The organism is Massilia violaceinigra, assembly GCF_002752675.1.
Classification (GTDB): domain Bacteria; phylum Pseudomonadota; class Gammaproteobacteria; order Burkholderiales; family Burkholderiaceae_D; genus Telluria_A; species Telluria_A violaceinigra.
The window spans coordinates 709,865-726,680 of the sequence record NZ_CP024608.1; the positions used below are offsets into that span (position 1 = coordinate 709,865).

15 protein-coding genes are annotated in these 16,816 nt (G+C 67.1%); all 15 read left to right on the forward strand.

Annotation, left to right across the window (positions count from 1 at the left end; translation table 11 throughout):
- Positions 1-12: 12 nt before the first annotated feature.
- Positions 13-765, forward strand: a complete 753-nt coding sequence (locus CR152_RS03335) for a HesA/MoeB/ThiF family protein (RefSeq protein WP_099873672.1) — start codon at positions 13-15, stop codon at positions 763-765.
- A 260-nt stretch (positions 766-1,025) separates the two neighbouring features.
- Positions 1,026-3,146, forward strand: coding sequence for an amidohydrolase family protein (locus tag CR152_RS03340; RefSeq protein WP_099873673.1), 2,121 nt, complete (start codon positions 1,026-1,028; stop codon positions 3,144-3,146).
- A gap of 285 nt (positions 3,147-3,431) precedes the next feature.
- Positions 3,432-3,884 carry a type II secretion system major pseudopilin GspG gene (gene gspG / locus CR152_RS03345; RefSeq protein WP_099873674.1) on the forward strand — a complete coding sequence of 151 codons (453 nt, stop codon included), beginning with the start codon at positions 3,432-3,434 and terminating at the stop codon, positions 3,882-3,884.
- Positions 3,885-3,910: 26 nt separating this feature from the next.
- Positions 3,911-4,381, forward strand: a complete 471-nt coding sequence (locus tag CR152_RS03350; RefSeq protein ID WP_099873675.1) for a GspH/FimT family pseudopilin — start codon at positions 3,911-3,913, stop codon at positions 4,379-4,381.
- A 28-nt stretch (positions 4,382-4,409) separates the two neighbouring features.
- A complete protein-coding gene (gene gspI / locus CR152_RS03355; RefSeq protein ID WP_099873676.1) occupies positions 4,410-4,787 on the forward strand; it encodes a type II secretion system minor pseudopilin GspI in 378 nt (125 codons plus the stop codon).
- The gene (locus CR152_RS03360; RefSeq protein ID WP_099873677.1) at positions 4,787-5,467 is read left to right on the forward strand and encodes a PulJ/GspJ family protein; all 681 of its coding nucleotides are present in this window, start codon (positions 4,787-4,789) and stop codon (positions 5,465-5,467) included. The genes gspI and CR152_RS03360 overlap by 1 nt, the downstream gene beginning before the upstream one ends.
- Positions 5,467-6,471 (forward strand): type II secretion system minor pseudopilin GspK, encoded by a 1,005-nt coding sequence (gspK, locus tag CR152_RS03365; RefSeq protein WP_099873678.1) that lies wholly within the window; start codon positions 5,467-5,469, stop codon positions 6,469-6,471. Before CR152_RS03360 ends, gspK begins: the two co-directional genes overlap by 1 nt.
- 18 nt (positions 6,472-6,489) lie before the next feature.
- Positions 6,490-7,707, forward strand: a complete 1,218-nt coding sequence (gene gspL, locus CR152_RS03370; protein WP_099873679.1) for a type II secretion system protein GspL — start codon at positions 6,490-6,492, stop codon at positions 7,705-7,707.
- A complete protein-coding gene (locus CR152_RS03375; RefSeq protein ID WP_099873680.1) occupies positions 7,704-8,225 on the forward strand; it encodes a type II secretion system protein M in 522 nt (173 codons plus the stop codon). Before gspL ends, CR152_RS03375 begins: the two co-directional genes overlap by 4 nt.
- Entirely contained in the window at positions 8,222-9,001 is a 780-nt protein-coding gene (gene gspN / locus CR152_RS03380; protein ID WP_099873681.1) for a type II secretion system protein N, read from the forward strand. The genes CR152_RS03375 and gspN overlap by 4 nt, the downstream gene beginning before the upstream one ends.
- A complete protein-coding gene (gene gspD, locus CR152_RS03385) occupies positions 9,001-11,256 on the forward strand; it encodes a type II secretion system secretin GspD (protein WP_099873682.1) in 2,256 nt (751 codons plus the stop codon). The genes gspN and gspD overlap by 1 nt, the downstream gene beginning before the upstream one ends.
- A gap of 10 nt (positions 11,257-11,266) precedes the next feature.
- Positions 11,267-12,712, forward strand: coding sequence for a type II secretion system ATPase GspE (gspE, locus tag CR152_RS03390; protein ID WP_099873683.1), 1,446 nt, complete (start codon positions 11,267-11,269; stop codon positions 12,710-12,712).
- 10 nt (positions 12,713-12,722) lie between these two features.
- Positions 12,723-13,943, forward strand: a complete 1,221-nt coding sequence (gene gspF / locus CR152_RS03395) for a type II secretion system inner membrane protein GspF (protein ID WP_099873684.1) — start codon at positions 12,723-12,725, stop codon at positions 13,941-13,943.
- Positions 13,944-13,954: 11 nt separating this feature from the next.
- A complete protein-coding gene (locus tag CR152_RS34620) occupies positions 13,955-14,569 on the forward strand; it encodes a type II secretion system protein N (RefSeq protein WP_157778309.1) in 615 nt (204 codons plus the stop codon).
- Positions 14,570-14,576: 7 nt separating this feature from the next.
- Complete coding sequence (locus tag CR152_RS03405; protein ID WP_099873686.1) at positions 14,577-16,811, forward strand: patatin-like phospholipase family protein; 2,235 nt, start codon at positions 14,577-14,579, stop codon at positions 16,809-16,811.
- Positions 16,812-16,816: the final 5 nt, after the last annotated feature.

The following is a 16,816-nucleotide window of genomic DNA, read 5'->3' on the forward strand; positions in this document are numbered from 1 at the left end:
GATCCGTACCCGATGAACGACGACCAGCTGCTGCGCTATTCGCGCCACATCCTGCTCGACGAGATCGGCATCGAAGGCCAGCAGCGGGCGCTGGCGGCGAGCGCGCTGATTATCGGCGCCGGCGGGCTCGGTTCGCCGGCGGCGCTGTACCTGGCCTCGGCCGGCATCGGGCGCATCGTGCTGGTCGATGACGATGTGGTCGACCTGACCAACCTGCAGCGCCAGATTCTGCATACCAGCGAGCGCATCGGCCAACCCAAGGCCGAGTCCGGACGCGCTTCCCTGCTGGCGATCAATCCCGGGATCGAGGTGGTGGCGCTGCGCGAGCGGGCCGATGATGCCCGTCTGGCCGAGCTGGTGGAGCAGACGTCGGTGGTGCTCGATTGCAGCGACAACTTTGCCACCCGCCACGCCGTCAACCGCGCCTGCGTGGCGCAGCGCGTGCCGCTGGTGTCGGGCGCGGTGATCCGTTTCGACGGGCAGATCAGCGTGTTCGACCCGCGCCGCGACGATTCGCCGTGTTACAGCTGCCTGTTTCCGCAAGACCAGCGCTTCGAGGATGCCGCCTGCAGCAGCATGGGCGTGTTCGCGCCGCTGGTGGGTGTGATCGGCGCGATGCAGGCGGCCGAGGCGCTCAAGCTGGTGATGCAGGTCGGGCAATCGCTGGCCGGACGTTTGCTGCTGCTCGACGGGCGCGGCATGGAGTGGACCAGTATCGGCGTGGCGCGCAATGCGGGGTGTCCGGTGTGTGGGTGCGCCAGCTAGCGCCTCCTTCGTACCGCTAAACTAAAAACCGTCGTTCCCGCGCAGGCGGGAACCCAAGTTTGTCGAGCCGCCTGTAGCTACGGCACGAACTTGGGTTCCCGCCTGCGCGGGAACGACGGTAGGTCATCTTACGCCTCCCACAACCTCCAAAATAATCATTTATTCATTTGTCTTTATGACATTGCTCTAGACCGTACGTACCCGTGCTATTCTTGCGTCCCAGCATAATAACTAACGTTCCGTCCAGGGAGATGCATCACATGAAACGTCCGCTCGTCCTCGCTGTCGCCGCCGCCCTGAGCTGGTCGGCGCACGCCGCCACCCAGACCCTCCGCTACGAGATGCACGCCGAAAACGGCAAGCGCATCGGGGAACAGGTCGTCGAGCGTGACGACGATGGCCTCACCCGCGTACGCTTCATCTACAAGGATAACGGCCGCGGCCCCGAGCTGACCGAACAGTTCCGCCTGGGAGCCGACGGCACCATGACCGAATACACGGTCAAGGGCAACTCGACCTACGGCGCCGTGGTGGACGACCGCTTCGAGCGCAAGGGCGACAAGGCCACCTGGAAATCGACCTCGGAAAAAGGCGAAAAATCGATCGCCGGCCCGGCCATGTACGTGCCCCTGAACGGCTCGGCCGAAATGGCCTCGATCGCCATCGCCGCCCTGGCCGCCAGCCCGACCGGCAGCCTGCCGCTGCTGCCTTCCGGCACCCTGACCCAGCGCAAGCTCGACGAAGTCGACGTCACCAGCAACGGCAAGACGCGCAAGGTGCAACTGTTCGCCCAGACCGGCCTGGGCATGTCGCCCCAGTTTTACTGGGCCACCACCGACGCCAAGCCGCGCCTGTTCGCGGTCGTCATTCCCGGTTTCATGACCGCCGCCGAAGAAGGCTGGAATGGCGTCTCCAAGGTCCTGGCCGAGCGCCAGAAAGTTGCCGAGAGCAAAATGCTGACCGACCTCGCCAGCCAGCTGCAGCACAAGCTGACCGGTTTGACGGTGGTCAAGAACGCCCGCATCTTCGACAGCGAAAAAGCCACCGTGGGCGCGCCGTCCGACGTCTACGTGCTGCGCGGGCGCATCAGCGCGATCCTGCCGGCCGGTTCGCCCGTGCGCGGCGCCGTCAATGAAATCGACGCGGCCGGACGCATCATGCTGCCCGGCCTGTTCGACATGCATGGCCACGTGGGCCGCTGGGACGGCGGCCTGAACCTGGCCGCGGGCGTGACCACGGTGCGCGACATGGGCAACGATAACGGGCAATTGCAGCAAATCCTCGACGAAGTGGCCGATGGCCGCCTGCTCTCGCCGCAAGTGGTGCCGACCGGCTTCCTGGAAGGCGAAAGCCCGTTCTCCTCGAACGGCGGCTTCGTCGTCAAGGACTTGCCGGCAGCCAAAAACGCGATCGACTGGTACGCCGAGCACGGCTATCCTCAGCTGAAAATCTACAACTCCTTCCCCAAGGCGATCCTCAAGGACACCGTGGCCTACGCCCACCTGCGCGGCCTGCGCGTGTCGGGCCACGTGCCGGTCGGCCTGCGCGCGCACGAAGCGCTCGACGCCGGCTACGATGAAATCCAGCATATCAACCAGGTCATGCTCAACTTCCTGGCCACGCCGGAAACCGAAACGCGCACCCTGGAACGCTTCATCTTGCCGTCGGAAAAAGTGGTGGACCTCGATTTCGACTCGCCCAGGGTCAAGCAATTCATCGCGCGCCTGAAAGCCAAGCAGACCGTGATCGATCCGACCTTGGCCACCTTCGCCTTCCTCAAGCAGCGCGACGGCGACCTGAACGAGCCGTTCGTGGCCGTGGCCGACCACATGCCGCCGGATGTGAAGCGCGGCTTTTACGTCGGCACCATGAAGATCGCCGACGAAGCTGCCCAGAAGCGCTACGAAAAATCCTACGCCAAGATGGTCGACTTCGTCGGCCGCCTGTACAAGGCCGGCGTGCCGATCGTGGCCGGCACCGATGAAATGGCCGGCTTCACCTTGCAGGCCGAACTCGAATTGCTGGTCAAGGCCGGCCTGACCCCGGCCCAGGCGATCCAGGTCGCCACCCTGAACGGCGCGCGCTACACCCGCACCAGCGCCGAGCGCGGTTCGGTCACCCAGGGCAAGCTGGCCGACCTGGTGCTGGTCGATGGCGACCCGACCAAACAGATCGGCGACATCCGCAAGGTGGCGCTGGTCATCACGCGCGGCTACGTGGTCTATCCGCATGAAATCGACAAGGCACTCGGCATCGTGCCTTTCGTCAAGGATGCGCCGATGGTCAAGGCCCTGGCACCCGTATCGAGCAACCTGGCCGAGGGCGGCAACGATGGCGCCCTGCATCGCCTGAGCGGCAGTAGTGCCAAGCATCATCACTAATCGGCACCAGGCTTGCGCCAACCGGCACTGTCGATTCGTCCATAAGTGGAAGACGGCGCCACACTGACTTACAATCAGGTGGCGCGCCTCCACCGTCGTTACCGCCACTGGCGGGAAGCGCGGCGGCATCGCCGGGGTAACTTGAATAACGCCCCGGCAACTTAGATTCCCGCCTGCGCAAGATGACAGGAAGATGACGCAAAATAGCCCGCAGTTGAATAGCGACGGCGGGCGTTATTGGCCTTATACTCCGACTCATCGTAGAACTTACATCACTGACTGACTATGAAACTCGCTGCACACCGTTCCATCCGCCAGCGCTTCGCGCGCGGCTTTACCCTTGTTGAAATCATGGTGGTGGTGGTCATCATCGGCATTCTCGGCGCGCTGGTCGTGCCCAAGCTGATGAACCGTACCGTCCAGGCGCGCATCACCGCCGCCAAGGTCGATATCGCCAACCTGATGCAAGCCCTCAAGCTGTACAAGCTGGACAACCAGCGCTACCCGACCACCGAACAAAGCCTGCAGGCGCTGGTCGTCAAGCCGACCAACGGCCCGACCGCCAACGGCTGGAAGACCGGCGGCTACATCGAAAAACTGCCGAAGGATCCATGGGGCAACCCGTACCAGTTCCTGTCCCCTGGCGTGCAGGGTGAAATCGACGTGTTCTCGCTCGGCGCCGACGGCCTGCCCGGCGGCACCGGCGACGACAGCGATATCGGTTCCTGGGAAAACTAGGCCCGGACCGAGGCGTCTTGAAGGTCATGAAAGCAGTGCGCGCCAGCCGGGGCTTCACGCTGATCGAGGTGATGGTCGTGATGGTCATCATGGGCATCGTGCTGGGCCTGGTTTCGATCAATGCGATTCCGAGCCCGCGCCAGAATCTCGAAGATGAGGCGCGCCGCCTTGCCCTGCTGCTGCAGCTGGCGCGCGACGAGGCCATCGTGCGCAACCGGCTGGTGGCCTTCGAGGCCGATACCGAACGTTACCGCTTCCTGGTGCGCAATGAAGCGGTCTGGGAACCGGTCACGCGCGACGACCTGCTGCGCGAGCGTCCCTTCAAGGGCGCCCCGGTGCAGTTGCTGCTCGACCCGCCGGTATCGGTGGGCGGCGGTCCGGTGCGCATTACCTTCGGGCGCGAGCCGGTCGACAAACCGTTCGTGCTGACCCTGGCGATCGGCGACGACCGGGTTGCCATCCGGGCCGACGGTATCGGCCACTTCGTCGTCGAGTAACCCTGTAAAGTATTTGTTGAACCAGACCATGCGCCATCCCCACGACAACCAGTCCGGCTTTACCCTGCTCGAAGTGCTGGTGGCGCTCGTCATCATCGGCACCGCGCTGGGCGCCTCGCTGCGCGCCGTGGGCAGCCTGACCTCCAACAGCGCCGGCCTGCGCGCCGCCATGATGGCGACCTGGTCGGCCGAAAACCGGCTGGTGCAGATCCGCCTGGCCAAGGAATATCCGGCGATCGGCAAGAACAGTTACGAATGCCCGCAGGGCGATCTGAAGCTGCTGTGCCAGGAAGAAGTGCTGGCCAGCCCGAATCCGCGCCTGCGCCGGGTCGAGGTCAGCGTGTTCGACAGCGCCAATCCGGAGCGCCGCATCATCAAGCTGGTCCAACTGGTGCTCAACGAATGATGCACACCGGGCAGCGGCAACATGAGCAACGGCGGCAACAGCGTGGTTTCACCCTGATTGAACTGCTGGTGGCAATCAGCATCCTGGCCATCGTGGCGGTGCTCGGCTGGCGCGGCCTGGACAGCATCGTGCGCGCGCGCGAAACGCTCACCGCGCGCCTCGAATCGGCGCGCGGCATGCAGCTCGCCTTTGCCCAGATGCAGAGCGACTGCGAGCACCTGGCCAATCCGGCCCTGATGCTGGGCCGGCCGTACCTGCTCTCCGGGCCCGACAAACTGACCCTGGTGCGCAATGTGTACGCCGAAAACGAACCGGCGCGCCTGCAGGTGGTCGCCTACCGCATCGTCGACCGCATGCTCACCCGGCGCGAATCGAACGGCACGCGCGACCTGGTCCAGCTCGACGTGATGTGGCAGGCCGCCATCAGCAACGCCGACACCACGCCGGCCGTCACCCTGCAGTCGGGCGTGAGCGCGATGCAGATCATGAGCTGGGAAAACAATGGCTGGCGCCAGAACACCCAGCCGGTGGCGCAGGCCGTGTCCAGCGCGCCGCCGCCGGCCCCGGTGCCGGCTCCGCTCAACGCGCCCAGCCTGACGCCGACCGGGCTGCAGGTGCAGCTGCAGGTCGATAACGTGGCCGCGGTGATGAGCAAATCGTTCCTGCTGGGGGGCATGTGATGCGCAAGCCTTTTCCGCGCCGCCAGCAGGGCGTGGCCATCATCACGGCCTTGCTGCTGACCATGCTGTCGGTGACCATTGTCGCCAGCCTGTTCTGGCAGCAGCAGGTCCAGGTGCGCTCGATGGAAAACCAGCGCCTGCACCTGCAGACCAAGTGGATCCTGCGCGGCGCGCTCGACTGGGCGCGCCTTGTGCTGCGCCAGGACGGCATCGATAACCGCAACCTGACCACCCTGAACGCGGTGTGGAACACGCCGCTGGCCGAAACCCGCCTCGACCAGTACATCGAGCGCGAGCGGGTCGAGGGCGAAGTGTTCGACGCCACCCTGTCGGGCCAGATTTCGGACGCCACCGCGCGCTACAACCTGATGAACCTGTCCAACGGGCGCGTCATCGACAAGGTCCAGGTGCAGGTGTACCAGCGCCTGCTGCAAAACCTGCAGCTCGATCCGGCCCTGGCCCAGCGCACCGCGCTGGCGGTGGCCTCGGGCGCCGCGCCGGCCGCGCCCAAGGAACAGGATCCCAACCAGCCGCCGCCGCAGCCCGACCTCGATCCGAATGCGCAAGTGCCGGTCCCGGTGTCGGCCGGCACCGCGCCGGTCGGCCTGACCCAGCTCGACGACCTGCTCTCGATTCCCGGCTATACGCTGGCCACCGTGAACCGCCTGCGCGAATTCGCCATCGTGCTGCCCGAACAGACCAAGGTCAACGCCAATACCGCCCCGGCCGAAGTGCTGGCCGCCATCGTGGAAGGATATTCGGTGTCGGAAGGGGCGGCCCTGGTGACGCGCCGCAAGCAGGCCTACTTTATCGACGATGCCCGCTTCAGGGAACAGTTGTACGGCAAGGATCCGGTCAAGAACACGTATAGTTTTAAGAGCGAATATTTCCTGGTGAAGAGCCGGATACGCCTGGACCGGGCCGCGCTCGACGCGGAAGCGCTGGTCCAGCGCAAGCTGGACGATCGTGTGCAGACCACGACCGTCTGGGTACGGCAAAATTAAGAACGAAAGCGAGATGGTTTGACTACTTTATATATCCGGCATCCGGCCAGGGCGGACAGCGAAGGGGCCCTGGCCCGCTTCGCGCTGGTCGCCGACGGTGGCGCGCTGATCCAGCAGGGCGATGGCGTGCTCAAGGGCATGGGCGAATTGATCGCTTCCAGCCGGCGCGTGGTGCTGCTGCTGGCCGCGGCCGACGTCACCTTGTTGCACGTCAAGGTGCCGCCGCTGTCGGCGGCCCGCCTGCGCGCCGCGCTCCCCAACCTGGTCGAAGAACAGGTGCTGGGCGACCCCGAGGAATGCGTGCTGGTGGCCGCCCCGGCCGCGGGCGCGGATGGCTTGCGCGCCATCGCCGTGGCCCAGCGCGCCTGGCTCGAAGCGCTGGTGCGCTCGGTGCTGGCCCAGGGTGCGCGCGCGGTGGCCGCCTTTCCCGCCCAGCTATGCCTGCCGCTGGCGCCGGGCAATGCCTCGGCCGCCATCGATAGCGGCGGCATCACCATCCGCCACGGCCAATATCACGGCCTGGGGCTGGCAATCGCCGGCGAACCGGCCATGGCCTTGCAAACGGTGCGCGCGCTGGCCGGCGACACCCCGCTGACCCTGTACGTGCCGCAGGAGCAACTGGGCGAGTACCAGGCCCTGTGCGCCGAAGCCGGTCCCGCCGTCACGCTCGAAGCCGAGCACTGGGCGCACTGGATCGCCGGCTCGAAAAGCACCAGCCTGGACCTGGTTCCTGGCCTGGGCTCGGCCGGCGCCAAGGCGCGCGACTGGCAGCGCTGGAAGTGGCCGGTGCGCCTGGCCCTGCTGGCCGTGGTGGTCAACCTGGCCGGCCTCAATTACGAATGGCTGCGCCTCAAGCGCGAAGCCGACAACACGCGCCAGGCCATGGTGCAGATCTTCCGCGCCGCCTATCCGAAGGAGACGGTCATCAGTAACAACCTCGAACGCCAGATGAGCCAGAAAATCGCCCAGGCCAGGGGCGCCTCGGGCCAGGTCGGGCCCGACGAATTCACGTTCCAGGCCGCCGCCCTGGGCGAAGCGGTGCGCACCTTGGGCAAGCCGCCCGAACTGGCCGCGCTCACCTTCCGCGAGCGCACCACCACCATCAAGCTCAAGCCCGAAGGCGCCGATCCGGCCCTGGCCGGCACGCTCAAGCCGGGCTTGGCGAAGCACAAGCTCGACGTCAGCGATATCGCCGCCAACACCTTGCTGCTGCGCACCGCGGGAGCCAAGCCATGAGCGCCTTCACCGCCGTGAGCCGGCTCAAGGACCAGATGGCGCTGTACTGGATGGCGCGCACCGAGCAGGAGCGCAAATTCCTCGGCATCGGCGGCGCCCTGGCGGCGCTGCTGCTGGTGTACGCGCTGTTCCTGGCGCCCGCGCTGGAAGGCAGCGCCCGGCTGCGCGCCGAACTGCCGCAGCTCAAGCAGCAGAAGGCCCAGCTCGAAGCGCTGGCCAAGACCGCCGCCGAGCTGTCCGGCCAGACGCCGCCGCAAGTAACACCCATGTCGCGCGAGACGCTCTCGGCCAGCCTGACGGCGCGCGGCATCAAGCCCGAGTCGCTCAGCATGACCGGCGAGTACGCCAAGCTGCAGGTGTCCGGCGTCGCTTTTTCCAATCTGTTCGCCTGGCTTGAAGCGCAGCGCCTGGAAAACCGCATCAGCGTGCTGGAAGCGGCCATCACGGCCTCGACCCCGGCCGGCCAGGTCGACGCCACGGTCACCTTGCGCCAGAACACGGATGCGAGTTCGCGATGATGCGCGCCGTGCTATGGTTAGGCGCGATCGTGCTGGCCGTGGCCCTCACCGTGCTGGCGTTCGCGCCGGCCTCGTGGCTGGGCGACGTGGTCGAACGCCAGACCGGCGGACGTTTGACTCTGGGGGATGCGCAGGGTACGCTTTGGCGCGGCTCAGCCTTTATTGGCGGGGCGGCCGGGCCGGGCGGGGCGGTCACGCCGCTGCTGCCGGGGCGCTTCGCCTGGACCTTGTCGCCGCTGGCGCTGATCGGCCAGGTCGACATGACCCTGGCCAATCCGCTGGCGCTGACCCAGCCGGTGACATTGACCGGCAGCTGGTCGCAATGGCAGGTCAGTCCGTCGGCGCTGCTGCTGCCGGCGGGAGGCCTGGCCGGTCTGGGCGCGCCGCTCAACACGCTGGCGCTCACGGGCGACATGCGCCTGTCCTGGACCACCCTGGGCCTGGCGCGCGCGCCGGATGGACGCGGGGTGGCGGTGGACGGGGTGACGACCCTGGAATTGAATGACATGGGCTCGCGCATGGCGCCGATCAAGGTGCTGGGCACCTATAAGATGACCATGGATTGGCAGGGGCAGCAGGCAAACGTGAATTTGAAGACGGAACGCGGTGCCTTGTTGTTGGCGGGAAAGGGCAGCCTGAACCAGGGCCGCTTCCAGTTTTCCGGCACGGCACAGGCCGCCGATGGATATGAAGAAACGCTGGGCAATCTCCTGAATTTACTGGGCCAGCGCCGAATGGTTGACGGCAAGAAAACTATCGCCTTAGAGTTTAAATGATGAAAAAACAGTCACTGAGCACTTCCACTTCCCCGGCGTTGCGCCGCATTGCCGCCGGCGTCCTGCTGTGCTGCGCGGTCGCGGGGGCGCCAAGCCCCGCGCTGGCCGCCGCGGACGTTCCGGCCGCCCTCAATTTCGTCGGCGCCGACATCGAATCGGTCATCAAGGCGGTGGGCCATTACACCGGCATGACCTTCATTATCGATCCGCGCGTCAAGGGCACGCTGACCGTGACGTCGGAAAAGCCGGTCACCAAGGCCCAGGCCTTTGGCCTGCTGACCTCGGCGCTGCGCCTGCAGGGCTACGCGGTGGTCACCGGCGACGGTTTCGCCAAGGTGGTGCCGGAAGCGGAAGCGAAGCTGCAATCGTCGCCGACCCAGGTCGGGGTGGGCGGGTCGGGCGTCAAGGGCGACCAGATCGCCACCCAGATTTTCCATCTGAGCCACGAATCGGCGGCCAACCTGACCGCGGTGCTGCGTCCGCTCATTTCGCCGAACAATTCGATCATGGCCAACCCGGGCAATAACAGTCTGGTCATCACCGATTACGCCGACAACCTGCGCCGCCTGGCCAAGATCGTCGCCGCGCTCGACGCCCCGGTGGCGGCCGACCTCGACGTCATTCCCGTGCGCCACGCGATCGCCTCGGACCTGGCGACCATGGTCAACAAGCTGATGGAACCGAGCGCCGGCGGCGATTCGGGCCGCATTTCGGTGGTGGCCGATCCGCGCACCAACGCGGTGGTGCTGCGCGCGCCATCGCCGGCGCGCGCCAACCTGGCCAAGTCGCTGATCGCCAAGCTGGACCAGCCGACTTCGCAGGCCGGCAACGTCCACGTCGTGTACCTGAAAAACGCCGACGCCACCAAGCTGGCGCAGACCTTGCGCGCGGTGGTCTCGTCCGATTCCTCGGCCCTGGGCCAGCAGCAGCAGGGCACCACCGGCGGCAGCGTGGCCAGCGGCGGCGGCGCCTCCGGCAACAACCAGAGCGGCGGCAACAACAACCAGAACAGCGGCGCCGGCAACAGCATGGCCCAGCAGAGCCAGACCAGCGGCGGCAGCGGCGGCAGCGGGGCCGGTTTCATCCAGGCCGACGCTTCCACCAACACCCTGATCATCACCGCGCCGGACGCGGTCTACCGCAACCTGCGCGCCGTCATCGACCAGCTCGACGTGCGCCGCGCCCAGGTCTACATCGAATCCCTGATCGTCGAAGTCAGTGCCGATAACGCGGCCGAATTCGGCGTGCAGTGGCTCGGCCTGTCGGGCAACGAGGGTAGCAAGTACCGGGTCGGCGCGATCCAGCATTCGGTCGATGTAGCCCGCGATAACAACCTGCTGGCGCTGGCCAGCAAGGGAGTTGCCGCCACGCCGGGCGCCGGGCTGACCATCGGCCTGTTCAAACAGGTCGCGGGCGAACTTGGCCTCGGCGCGCTCGCCCATGCGATGCAAAACACGGGCAACGCCAACATCCTGTCGACCCCGAACATGCTCACGCTCGACAATGAACTGTCGACCATCAAGGTCGGCCAGAACGTGCCGATCATCACCGGCAGCTTCACCACCAACACCGGTGGCGCCGCCGGCGGCAACCCGTTCCAGACCATCGAACGCAAGGACGTGGGCCTCACGCTCAAGGTGCGCCCGCAGATTTCCGAAGGCGGCACCATCAAGATGGCGATTTACCACGAGACCTCGGACGTGGCAAGCAACTCGGCCTCGGGCGTGATCACCAACGTGCGCATCATCGAAAACAATGTGATCGCCGACGATGGCCAGATCATCGTGCTCGGCGGCCTGATCAAGGACGATACGAGGGACGGCGAAGATCGCGTGCGCGGCCTGGCCGACATTCCCGTGCTCGGCAACCTGTTCAAATACCGCAGCCGCAAGCGCAACAAGACCAACCTGATGGTGTTCCTGCGCCCGGTGATCGTGCGCAGCAAGGAAGACAGCAACGCCATCGCCACCGATCGCTACGACTTCATGCGCTCGGCCGGCCAGGCCACGGGCGGACCGAAGGACAGCATCGTGATGCCCGATTACGGCACCCCGGTGCTGCCGCCGCTCAGCAACGGCCAGCCGCCGCCGGGCGGCGCCATGGCGCCAGTGCCGCCGCGCCCGGTTCCAGCGCCCGCCACGCCAGCCCCGGCCCCGGGCAGCACGACCGAGCGTCCCTTGAGCGCACCGGCCACGATCAACCCGGCCGACGTGAATATGTACCGTCCGGCCAAGCCGGCACCTGCGACCAAGTGATGACAGAGCGATGAGCAATCTTTTACCTTACGCTTTCGCGCGCGACTTCGGCGTGCTGGCGCGCTCGCCCGACAACGGCGAGCATCCGATCGAAGTGTGGGTCTCGGGCGCCACCGCGCCGGCGGCGATCGCCGAAGTGTCGCGCCGTTTCGGGCGCATCGCGCTGCGCTCGATGGACCGCGCCGACCTGGAGGCGGCCATTGCCAGCGCCTACGCCGGCGCCGGCGGCGACGCCTCGCAGGTGGCCGACGAATTCGATGCCGACCTCGATCTGACCAAGCTGCTGCAGGACGTGCCGGCCATCGAAGACTTGCTCGAATCGTCCGACGACGCGCCGGTGATCCGCATGATCAACGCGCTGCTCACGCAATCGCTGCGCGAAGGCGCTTCCGACATCCACATCGAGCCGTTCGAGCAAACCTCCGTGGTGCGCTTTCGCATCGACGGCTCCCTGCGCGACGTAGTCCGTCCGCGCAAGGCCATCCACGCCTCGCTGATCTCGCGTATCAAGATCATGGCGCAGCTCGACATCGCCGAAAAGCGCTTGCCGCAGGATGGCCGCATCACCCTGCGCGTGGGCGGCAAACCGGTCGACGTGCGCGTCTCGACCCTGCCGACCGGCCATGGCGAGCGCGCTGTATTGCGTTTGCTCGACAAGGAAGCCGGCCGCCTCGACCTGTCGCACCTGGGCATGAACGCCGCCCTGCTGCCGCAGTTCGATGAACTGATCAACCAGCCGCACGGCATCGTGCTGGTCACCGGGCCGACCGGTTCCGGCAAGACCACCACGCTGTACGCGGCTTTGACGCGCCTGAACGCGTCGACCACCAACATCCTGACCGTGGAAGACCCGATCGAGTACGACCTGATCGGCGTCGGCCAGACCCAGGTCAACGCCCGCATCGACATGAGTTTTTCCAAGGCCCTGCGCGCGATCCTGCGCCAGGATCCGGACGTGATCATGATCGGCGAGATCCGCGATCTGGAAACGGCGCAGATCGCGGTCCAGGCCTCGCTCACGGGCCACCTGGTGCTGGCCACCCTGCACACCAACGATGCGGCGGCGGCGGTCACGCGTCTGCTCGACATGGGGATCGAACCGTTCCTGCTGTCGTCGTCGCTGCTGGGCGTGATGGCGCAGCGCCTGGTGCGAAAACTGTGCGAGCACTGCAAGGTGCGCGACGAGGTCGAAACGCCGCAGGGCCGCACGGTGCAGTGGAAGGCGGTCGGCTGCGACAAATGCGGCCAGACCGGCTATCACGGCCGGGTTGGCGTGTACGAGCTGCTGGAAACGAACGACAAGATCAGCGCCCAGATCCACAACCGCGCTTCCGAAGCCGAGATCCGCACCGCGGCCCAGGCCAGCGGCATGAAAACCATGCGCGAAGATGGCCAGCGCTGGCTCGACAACGGTACCACCACGCAGGCTGAATTGCTGCGCGTGACCAAGGACTAGGCCGACCACGATGCCCGCATTCCGTTATGAAGCCGTCGATGGCGACGGCGCCACCCGCAAGGGCGTGGTCAACGCCGACAGCGCCCGTTCGGCGCGCGCCGACCTGCGCCTGCAGGGCCTGACCCCGCTCACGGTCGACGCCATCGCCGCCCAGCTCGACGCCGCCGGCGTGGAGAAAAGCCGCGGCTTCGGCGAGCGTCTGTCGCAGGTCGAACTGGCGCTGTTCACGCGCCAGCTGGCCAGCTTGCTGGAGGCCGGCCTGCCGCTCGAACAGGCGTTTACCGCGCTGCTGGAACAGGCCGAGCGCCCGTATGTGCGCGACCTGGTAGCCTCGATCCGCTCGGAAGTGATGGGCGGCGCCTCGTTTTCCGACGCGCTGTCGCGCCACCCGCGCGACTTTGCCGAAATCTACCGGGCGCTGGTCGCTTCGGGCGAGCAGATCGGCCACCTGGCGCGCGTGCTCTCGCGCCTGGCCGACTACATCGAACGGCGCAACGCGCTGGTGCAGAAGGTGCGCCTGGCGTTCACCTACCCGGCCATCGTCACCGTGGTGGCGTTCGCGATCGTGATCTTCCTGCTCACCTACGTGGTGCCGCAGATCGTCTCGGTATTCGCCAACACCAAGCAAAAGCTGCCGCTGCTGACCGTCATGATGCTGGCGGTGTCGAATTTCGTGCGCGCCTACGGTATCTTCGTCGGCATCCTGCTCGTGGCGGCCTTCTGGCTGTGGCGGCGCGCGCTGCGCAATCCCGTGCTCAAGCGCCAGTGGCACACCTGGCTGCTGACGGCCCCGGTGTACGGCAAATTCGAGCGCAGCCTGAACACGGCGCGCTTCGCCAGTACCCTGGCCATTACCACCGGCTCGGGCGTGCCGATCCTGCGCGCGCTCGATACCAGCCGCGACACCTTGTCGAACGTGGCGATGAAGGAACTGGTCGAGCAGGCCAGCGCCAGCGTGCGCGAAGGCGTCAGCCTGGCGCGCGCGCTGTCGGCCCAGAAGCACTTTCCGCCGATGCTGATCCATATGATCCGCGCCGGCGAGATCACCGGCGAACTGCCCGCCATGCTGGAACGGGCCGCCAATTCGCAGCAGCAGGACCTGGAGCGGCGCACGCTGACCATCGCCGGCCTGCTCGAACCGGTGCTCATCCTGGCCATGGGCGTGGTGGTGCTGCTGATCGTGCTCGCGGTGCTGATGCCTATTATTGAAATCAATCAGCTGGTGCGGTAAAAAGGAATGTAATGAAGCGTTTGCCAATAGTTGTTAGCCTGATTGCCGTGGTCTTCCTGTCGGCCTCGATCGCGTACTGGGCCATGCAGTTCTTCCGGGGCGAGCAGCGTCCGATCGTGGCCGTGGCCAGCGCGCCCGACCCGGTGCCGGCGCCCGACGCCGCCGCCACCCTGTTCGGCGGCCAGGCCGCCACCGTGGTGGTCAGCAATTACCAGCTGACCGGCGTGGTCTCGGCCGGGCGCGACAGCGTCGCCATCCTGGTGTCCGACGGCCAGCCGCCGCGCGCGCTCAAGGTGGGCAAGGAGATCGCCCCGGGCGTGACCGTCACCTCGGTGTTCCCGCGCTATATCACCCTGTCCGAAGGCGGGGTCGAGAAACGCATCGAGCTGGCCACCGACCCCAAACCCGGTGCCGAGATGGCGCCGCCGATGCCGATGCCGCCGAGCGACAACGGCGCGCAGAACCAGAGCCAGAACCAGCAGCCGCCGCCGCCGTCCGAACCGCCCCAGGCCCCCGGCCTGAGCCCGGAACCGCCGCAGAACGCGCCGCCGTCGGCGCCGCCGCCGCAAATGCCGGCCCCGACCCGCACCATGGTCAGCCCCGGCAACCAGCCCGCAACCCAATAAGCGGCGCATGAAGCGGTTGCGCATCCTGGCCGCGGCCTGCGCCCTGGGCTGGCACGCCGGCGCGGCGCTGGCCCAGTCGGTGGCCCCGGCCACGCCTGCCGGCGTCGCGGTGCCTGCCCGTCCGAAGGTGGCGCTGGTGCTCTCGGGCGGCGGCGCGCGCGGCTTTGCCCACATCGGCGTGCTGCGCGTACTGCGCGAACTGCACGTACCGGTCGACATCGTGGTCGGCACCAGCATGGGCAGCGTGATCGGCGGTGCCTACGCGGCCGGCTCCTCGGTGTCCGACCTGGAACAGATGGCGCGCCTGACCGACTGGGACCGCGTGGTGGCCGACCGCCCGGCGCGCGAAGACCTCGAATTCCGGCGCCGCGAAGAAGACGTGCTGCTGCCGTCCCGCATCGAGTTCGGCGTGCACCGCGACGGCATGTCGCTGCCGCCGGCCGCCGCCGGCAATGCCGCGCTCGAACTTGCCCTGGCGCGCCTGCTGCCGGCCGGCACGCGCGACCGCCCCGTCAATCAACTCAGCTTGCCGTTTCGCTCGGTCGCTTCCGACCTGGTCACGGGCGAGCTGGTCGACCTGGTCGACACCCCGCTGTTTCTGACCATGCGCGCCTCGCTCGCCGTGCCGGGCGTGTTCGCGCCGGTGCGCGTGAACCAGCGCCTGGTGGTCGACGGCGGCCTGGTGCGCAACCTGCCGATCGACCTGGCGCGCAAGATGGGCGCCGACATCATCATCGCCGTCAACGTCGGCACCCCGCTGGCGCCCGAGAAAAACCTCGGCAGCGCGCTCGGTGTGGCGCAGCAGATGATCAACATCCTGACCGAACAGAACGTGCAGCGCTCGATCCGCGAACTCGGTCCGGCCGACGTGCTCATTTCGCCCGAGCTGAGCGGCACCAGTTTTCTGGATTTTCGCAATATCGACAGCGCCATCAAGGGTGGCGAACTGGCCGCGCGCGAACTGTCGCAGCGCCTGGCATCGCTGGCGCTGCCGGCCGGCGAGTACGCGCTGTTCGAAAACAACCGGCTGGCCACGCCGCCGCTGTCGGACACGGCGCTGCCGCTGGCCGAGGTCAAGGTCGAGAGCAGCGGGCGCATCAACCCGAAAATCCTGCAGGTGCAGTCCGGTCTTGCGCAGGGACAGACGCGCACGCGCGAACAGGTGCGGCGCGCCGCCAACAGCCTGTACGGACGCGGCGACCTGGAGCGGGTCGAAACCGACATCGAGGATGAGGGCGGCCAGCGCGCCGTCGCCATCCGCGCCACCGAATCGGGCTGGACCAGCAGCCGCCTGCGCGTGGGCCTGGAACTGGCCAGCGACTTCGACGACGCCAACCGCTTCGCCCTGAAGGTGATGCACGTGCGTTCGTCCATGAATCCGTGGGGCGGCGAATTGCGCACCAGCGCCCAGATCGGCGACGAGCGCGGCATCGGCATGCAGTTCCACCAGCCGCTCGGCGCCGGCTCGCCCTGGTATGTGGCGCCCGAGGCCCAGTACGGTTCGAGTTCGGTCGACCTGTTCAAGGAAGGCCGGCGCCAGAGCCGCTACGCCTTCTCGCAGCGTTCGGTGCGCTTCGTGGTGGGGCGCGAACTGGGCACCTGGGGCGACGTGCAGGGCGGCATGGTGCGCCAGCACCTGGGCGCGCGCGCCGTGATCCCCGAACAAGGGAACGGCGAGCGCGCGGCCAGCACCTATCACTACCTGCGCTACCGGGTCGACACGCTCGATTCGCTCGGCTTTCCCAGCCGCGGCTACCTGCTCGACTCCCAGCTCAGGGGCTGGGGCAGCGGGGCCGACGGCGCCGGCGCGATGGCGCAGTTTTCCCTGCTCGGCCTGGGCGCCTTCCGCACGCGCGACTGGGCCGGCCACGTGTACGGCGAATATGCGATCGCCAGCAGCGGTGACGCGCCGCTCAGCCTGGGCGGCTTCTTGCGCCTGTCCGGCTCGCTGCCGGAATCGGTCGAGGGCAACCGCATCGCCTTCGGGCGGCTGGTCATGGCGCGCCGCATCGGCGCCTTGCCCGTGACCCTGGGCGGCACCGTGCGCGCCGGTTTTTCGCTGGAAGCCGGCGGCGCCTTCGACCGCTCGCAACAGGAGGCGGCGCAGAGCGGCGCATCCTTCAAGCAAGCCGTCAGCGGCTTCCTGTCGGTCGATACGCGCTTCGGGCCGGTGTATGTGGGCGCCGGCAAGACCGTGCACGGCGCCGGCACCGCCTACCTGTTTCTCGGGCCGATCTGGTAGGCGCG

What these genes read in the sequence shown, in the direction of transcription:
- CR152_RS03335 (WP_099873672.1), top strand. Translation starts at nt 13, where the DNA reads ATGAACGACGACCAGCTGCTGCGCTATTCGCGCCACATCCTGCTCGAC.
- CR152_RS03340 (WP_099873673.1), top strand. Translation starts at nt 1,026, where the DNA reads ATGAAACGTCCGCTCGTCCTCGCTGTCGCCGCCGCCCTGAGCTGGTCG.
- gspG (WP_099873674.1), top strand. Translation starts at nt 3,432, where the DNA reads ATGAAACTCGCTGCACACCGTTCCATCCGCCAGCGCTTCGCGCGCGGC.
- CR152_RS03350 (WP_099873675.1), top strand. Translation starts at nt 3,911, where the DNA reads ATGAAAGCAGTGCGCGCCAGCCGGGGCTTCACGCTGATCGAGGTGATG.
- gspI (WP_099873676.1), top strand. Translation starts at nt 4,410, where the DNA reads ATGCGCCATCCCCACGACAACCAGTCCGGCTTTACCCTGCTCGAAGTG.
- CR152_RS03360 (WP_099873677.1), top strand. Translation starts at nt 4,787, where the DNA reads ATGCACACCGGGCAGCGGCAACATGAGCAACGGCGGCAACAGCGTGGT.
- gspK (WP_099873678.1), top strand. Translation starts at nt 5,467, where the DNA reads ATGCGCAAGCCTTTTCCGCGCCGCCAGCAGGGCGTGGCCATCATCACG.
- CR152_RS03375 (WP_099873680.1), top strand. Translation starts at nt 7,704, where the DNA reads ATGAGCGCCTTCACCGCCGTGAGCCGGCTCAAGGACCAGATGGCGCTG.
- gspN (WP_099873681.1), top strand. Translation starts at nt 8,222, where the DNA reads ATGATGCGCGCCGTGCTATGGTTAGGCGCGATCGTGCTGGCCGTGGCC.
- gspD (WP_099873682.1), top strand. Translation starts at nt 9,001, where the DNA reads ATGAAAAAACAGTCACTGAGCACTTCCACTTCCCCGGCGTTGCGCCGC.
- gspE (WP_099873683.1), top strand. Translation starts at nt 11,267, where the DNA reads ATGAGCAATCTTTTACCTTACGCTTTCGCGCGCGACTTCGGCGTGCTG.
- gspF (WP_099873684.1), top strand. Translation starts at nt 12,723, where the DNA reads ATGCCCGCATTCCGTTATGAAGCCGTCGATGGCGACGGCGCCACCCGC.
- CR152_RS34620 (WP_157778309.1), top strand. Translation starts at nt 13,955, where the DNA reads ATGAAGCGTTTGCCAATAGTTGTTAGCCTGATTGCCGTGGTCTTCCTG.
- CR152_RS03405 (WP_099873686.1), top strand. Translation starts at nt 14,577, where the DNA reads ATGAAGCGGTTGCGCATCCTGGCCGCGGCCTGCGCCCTGGGCTGGCAC.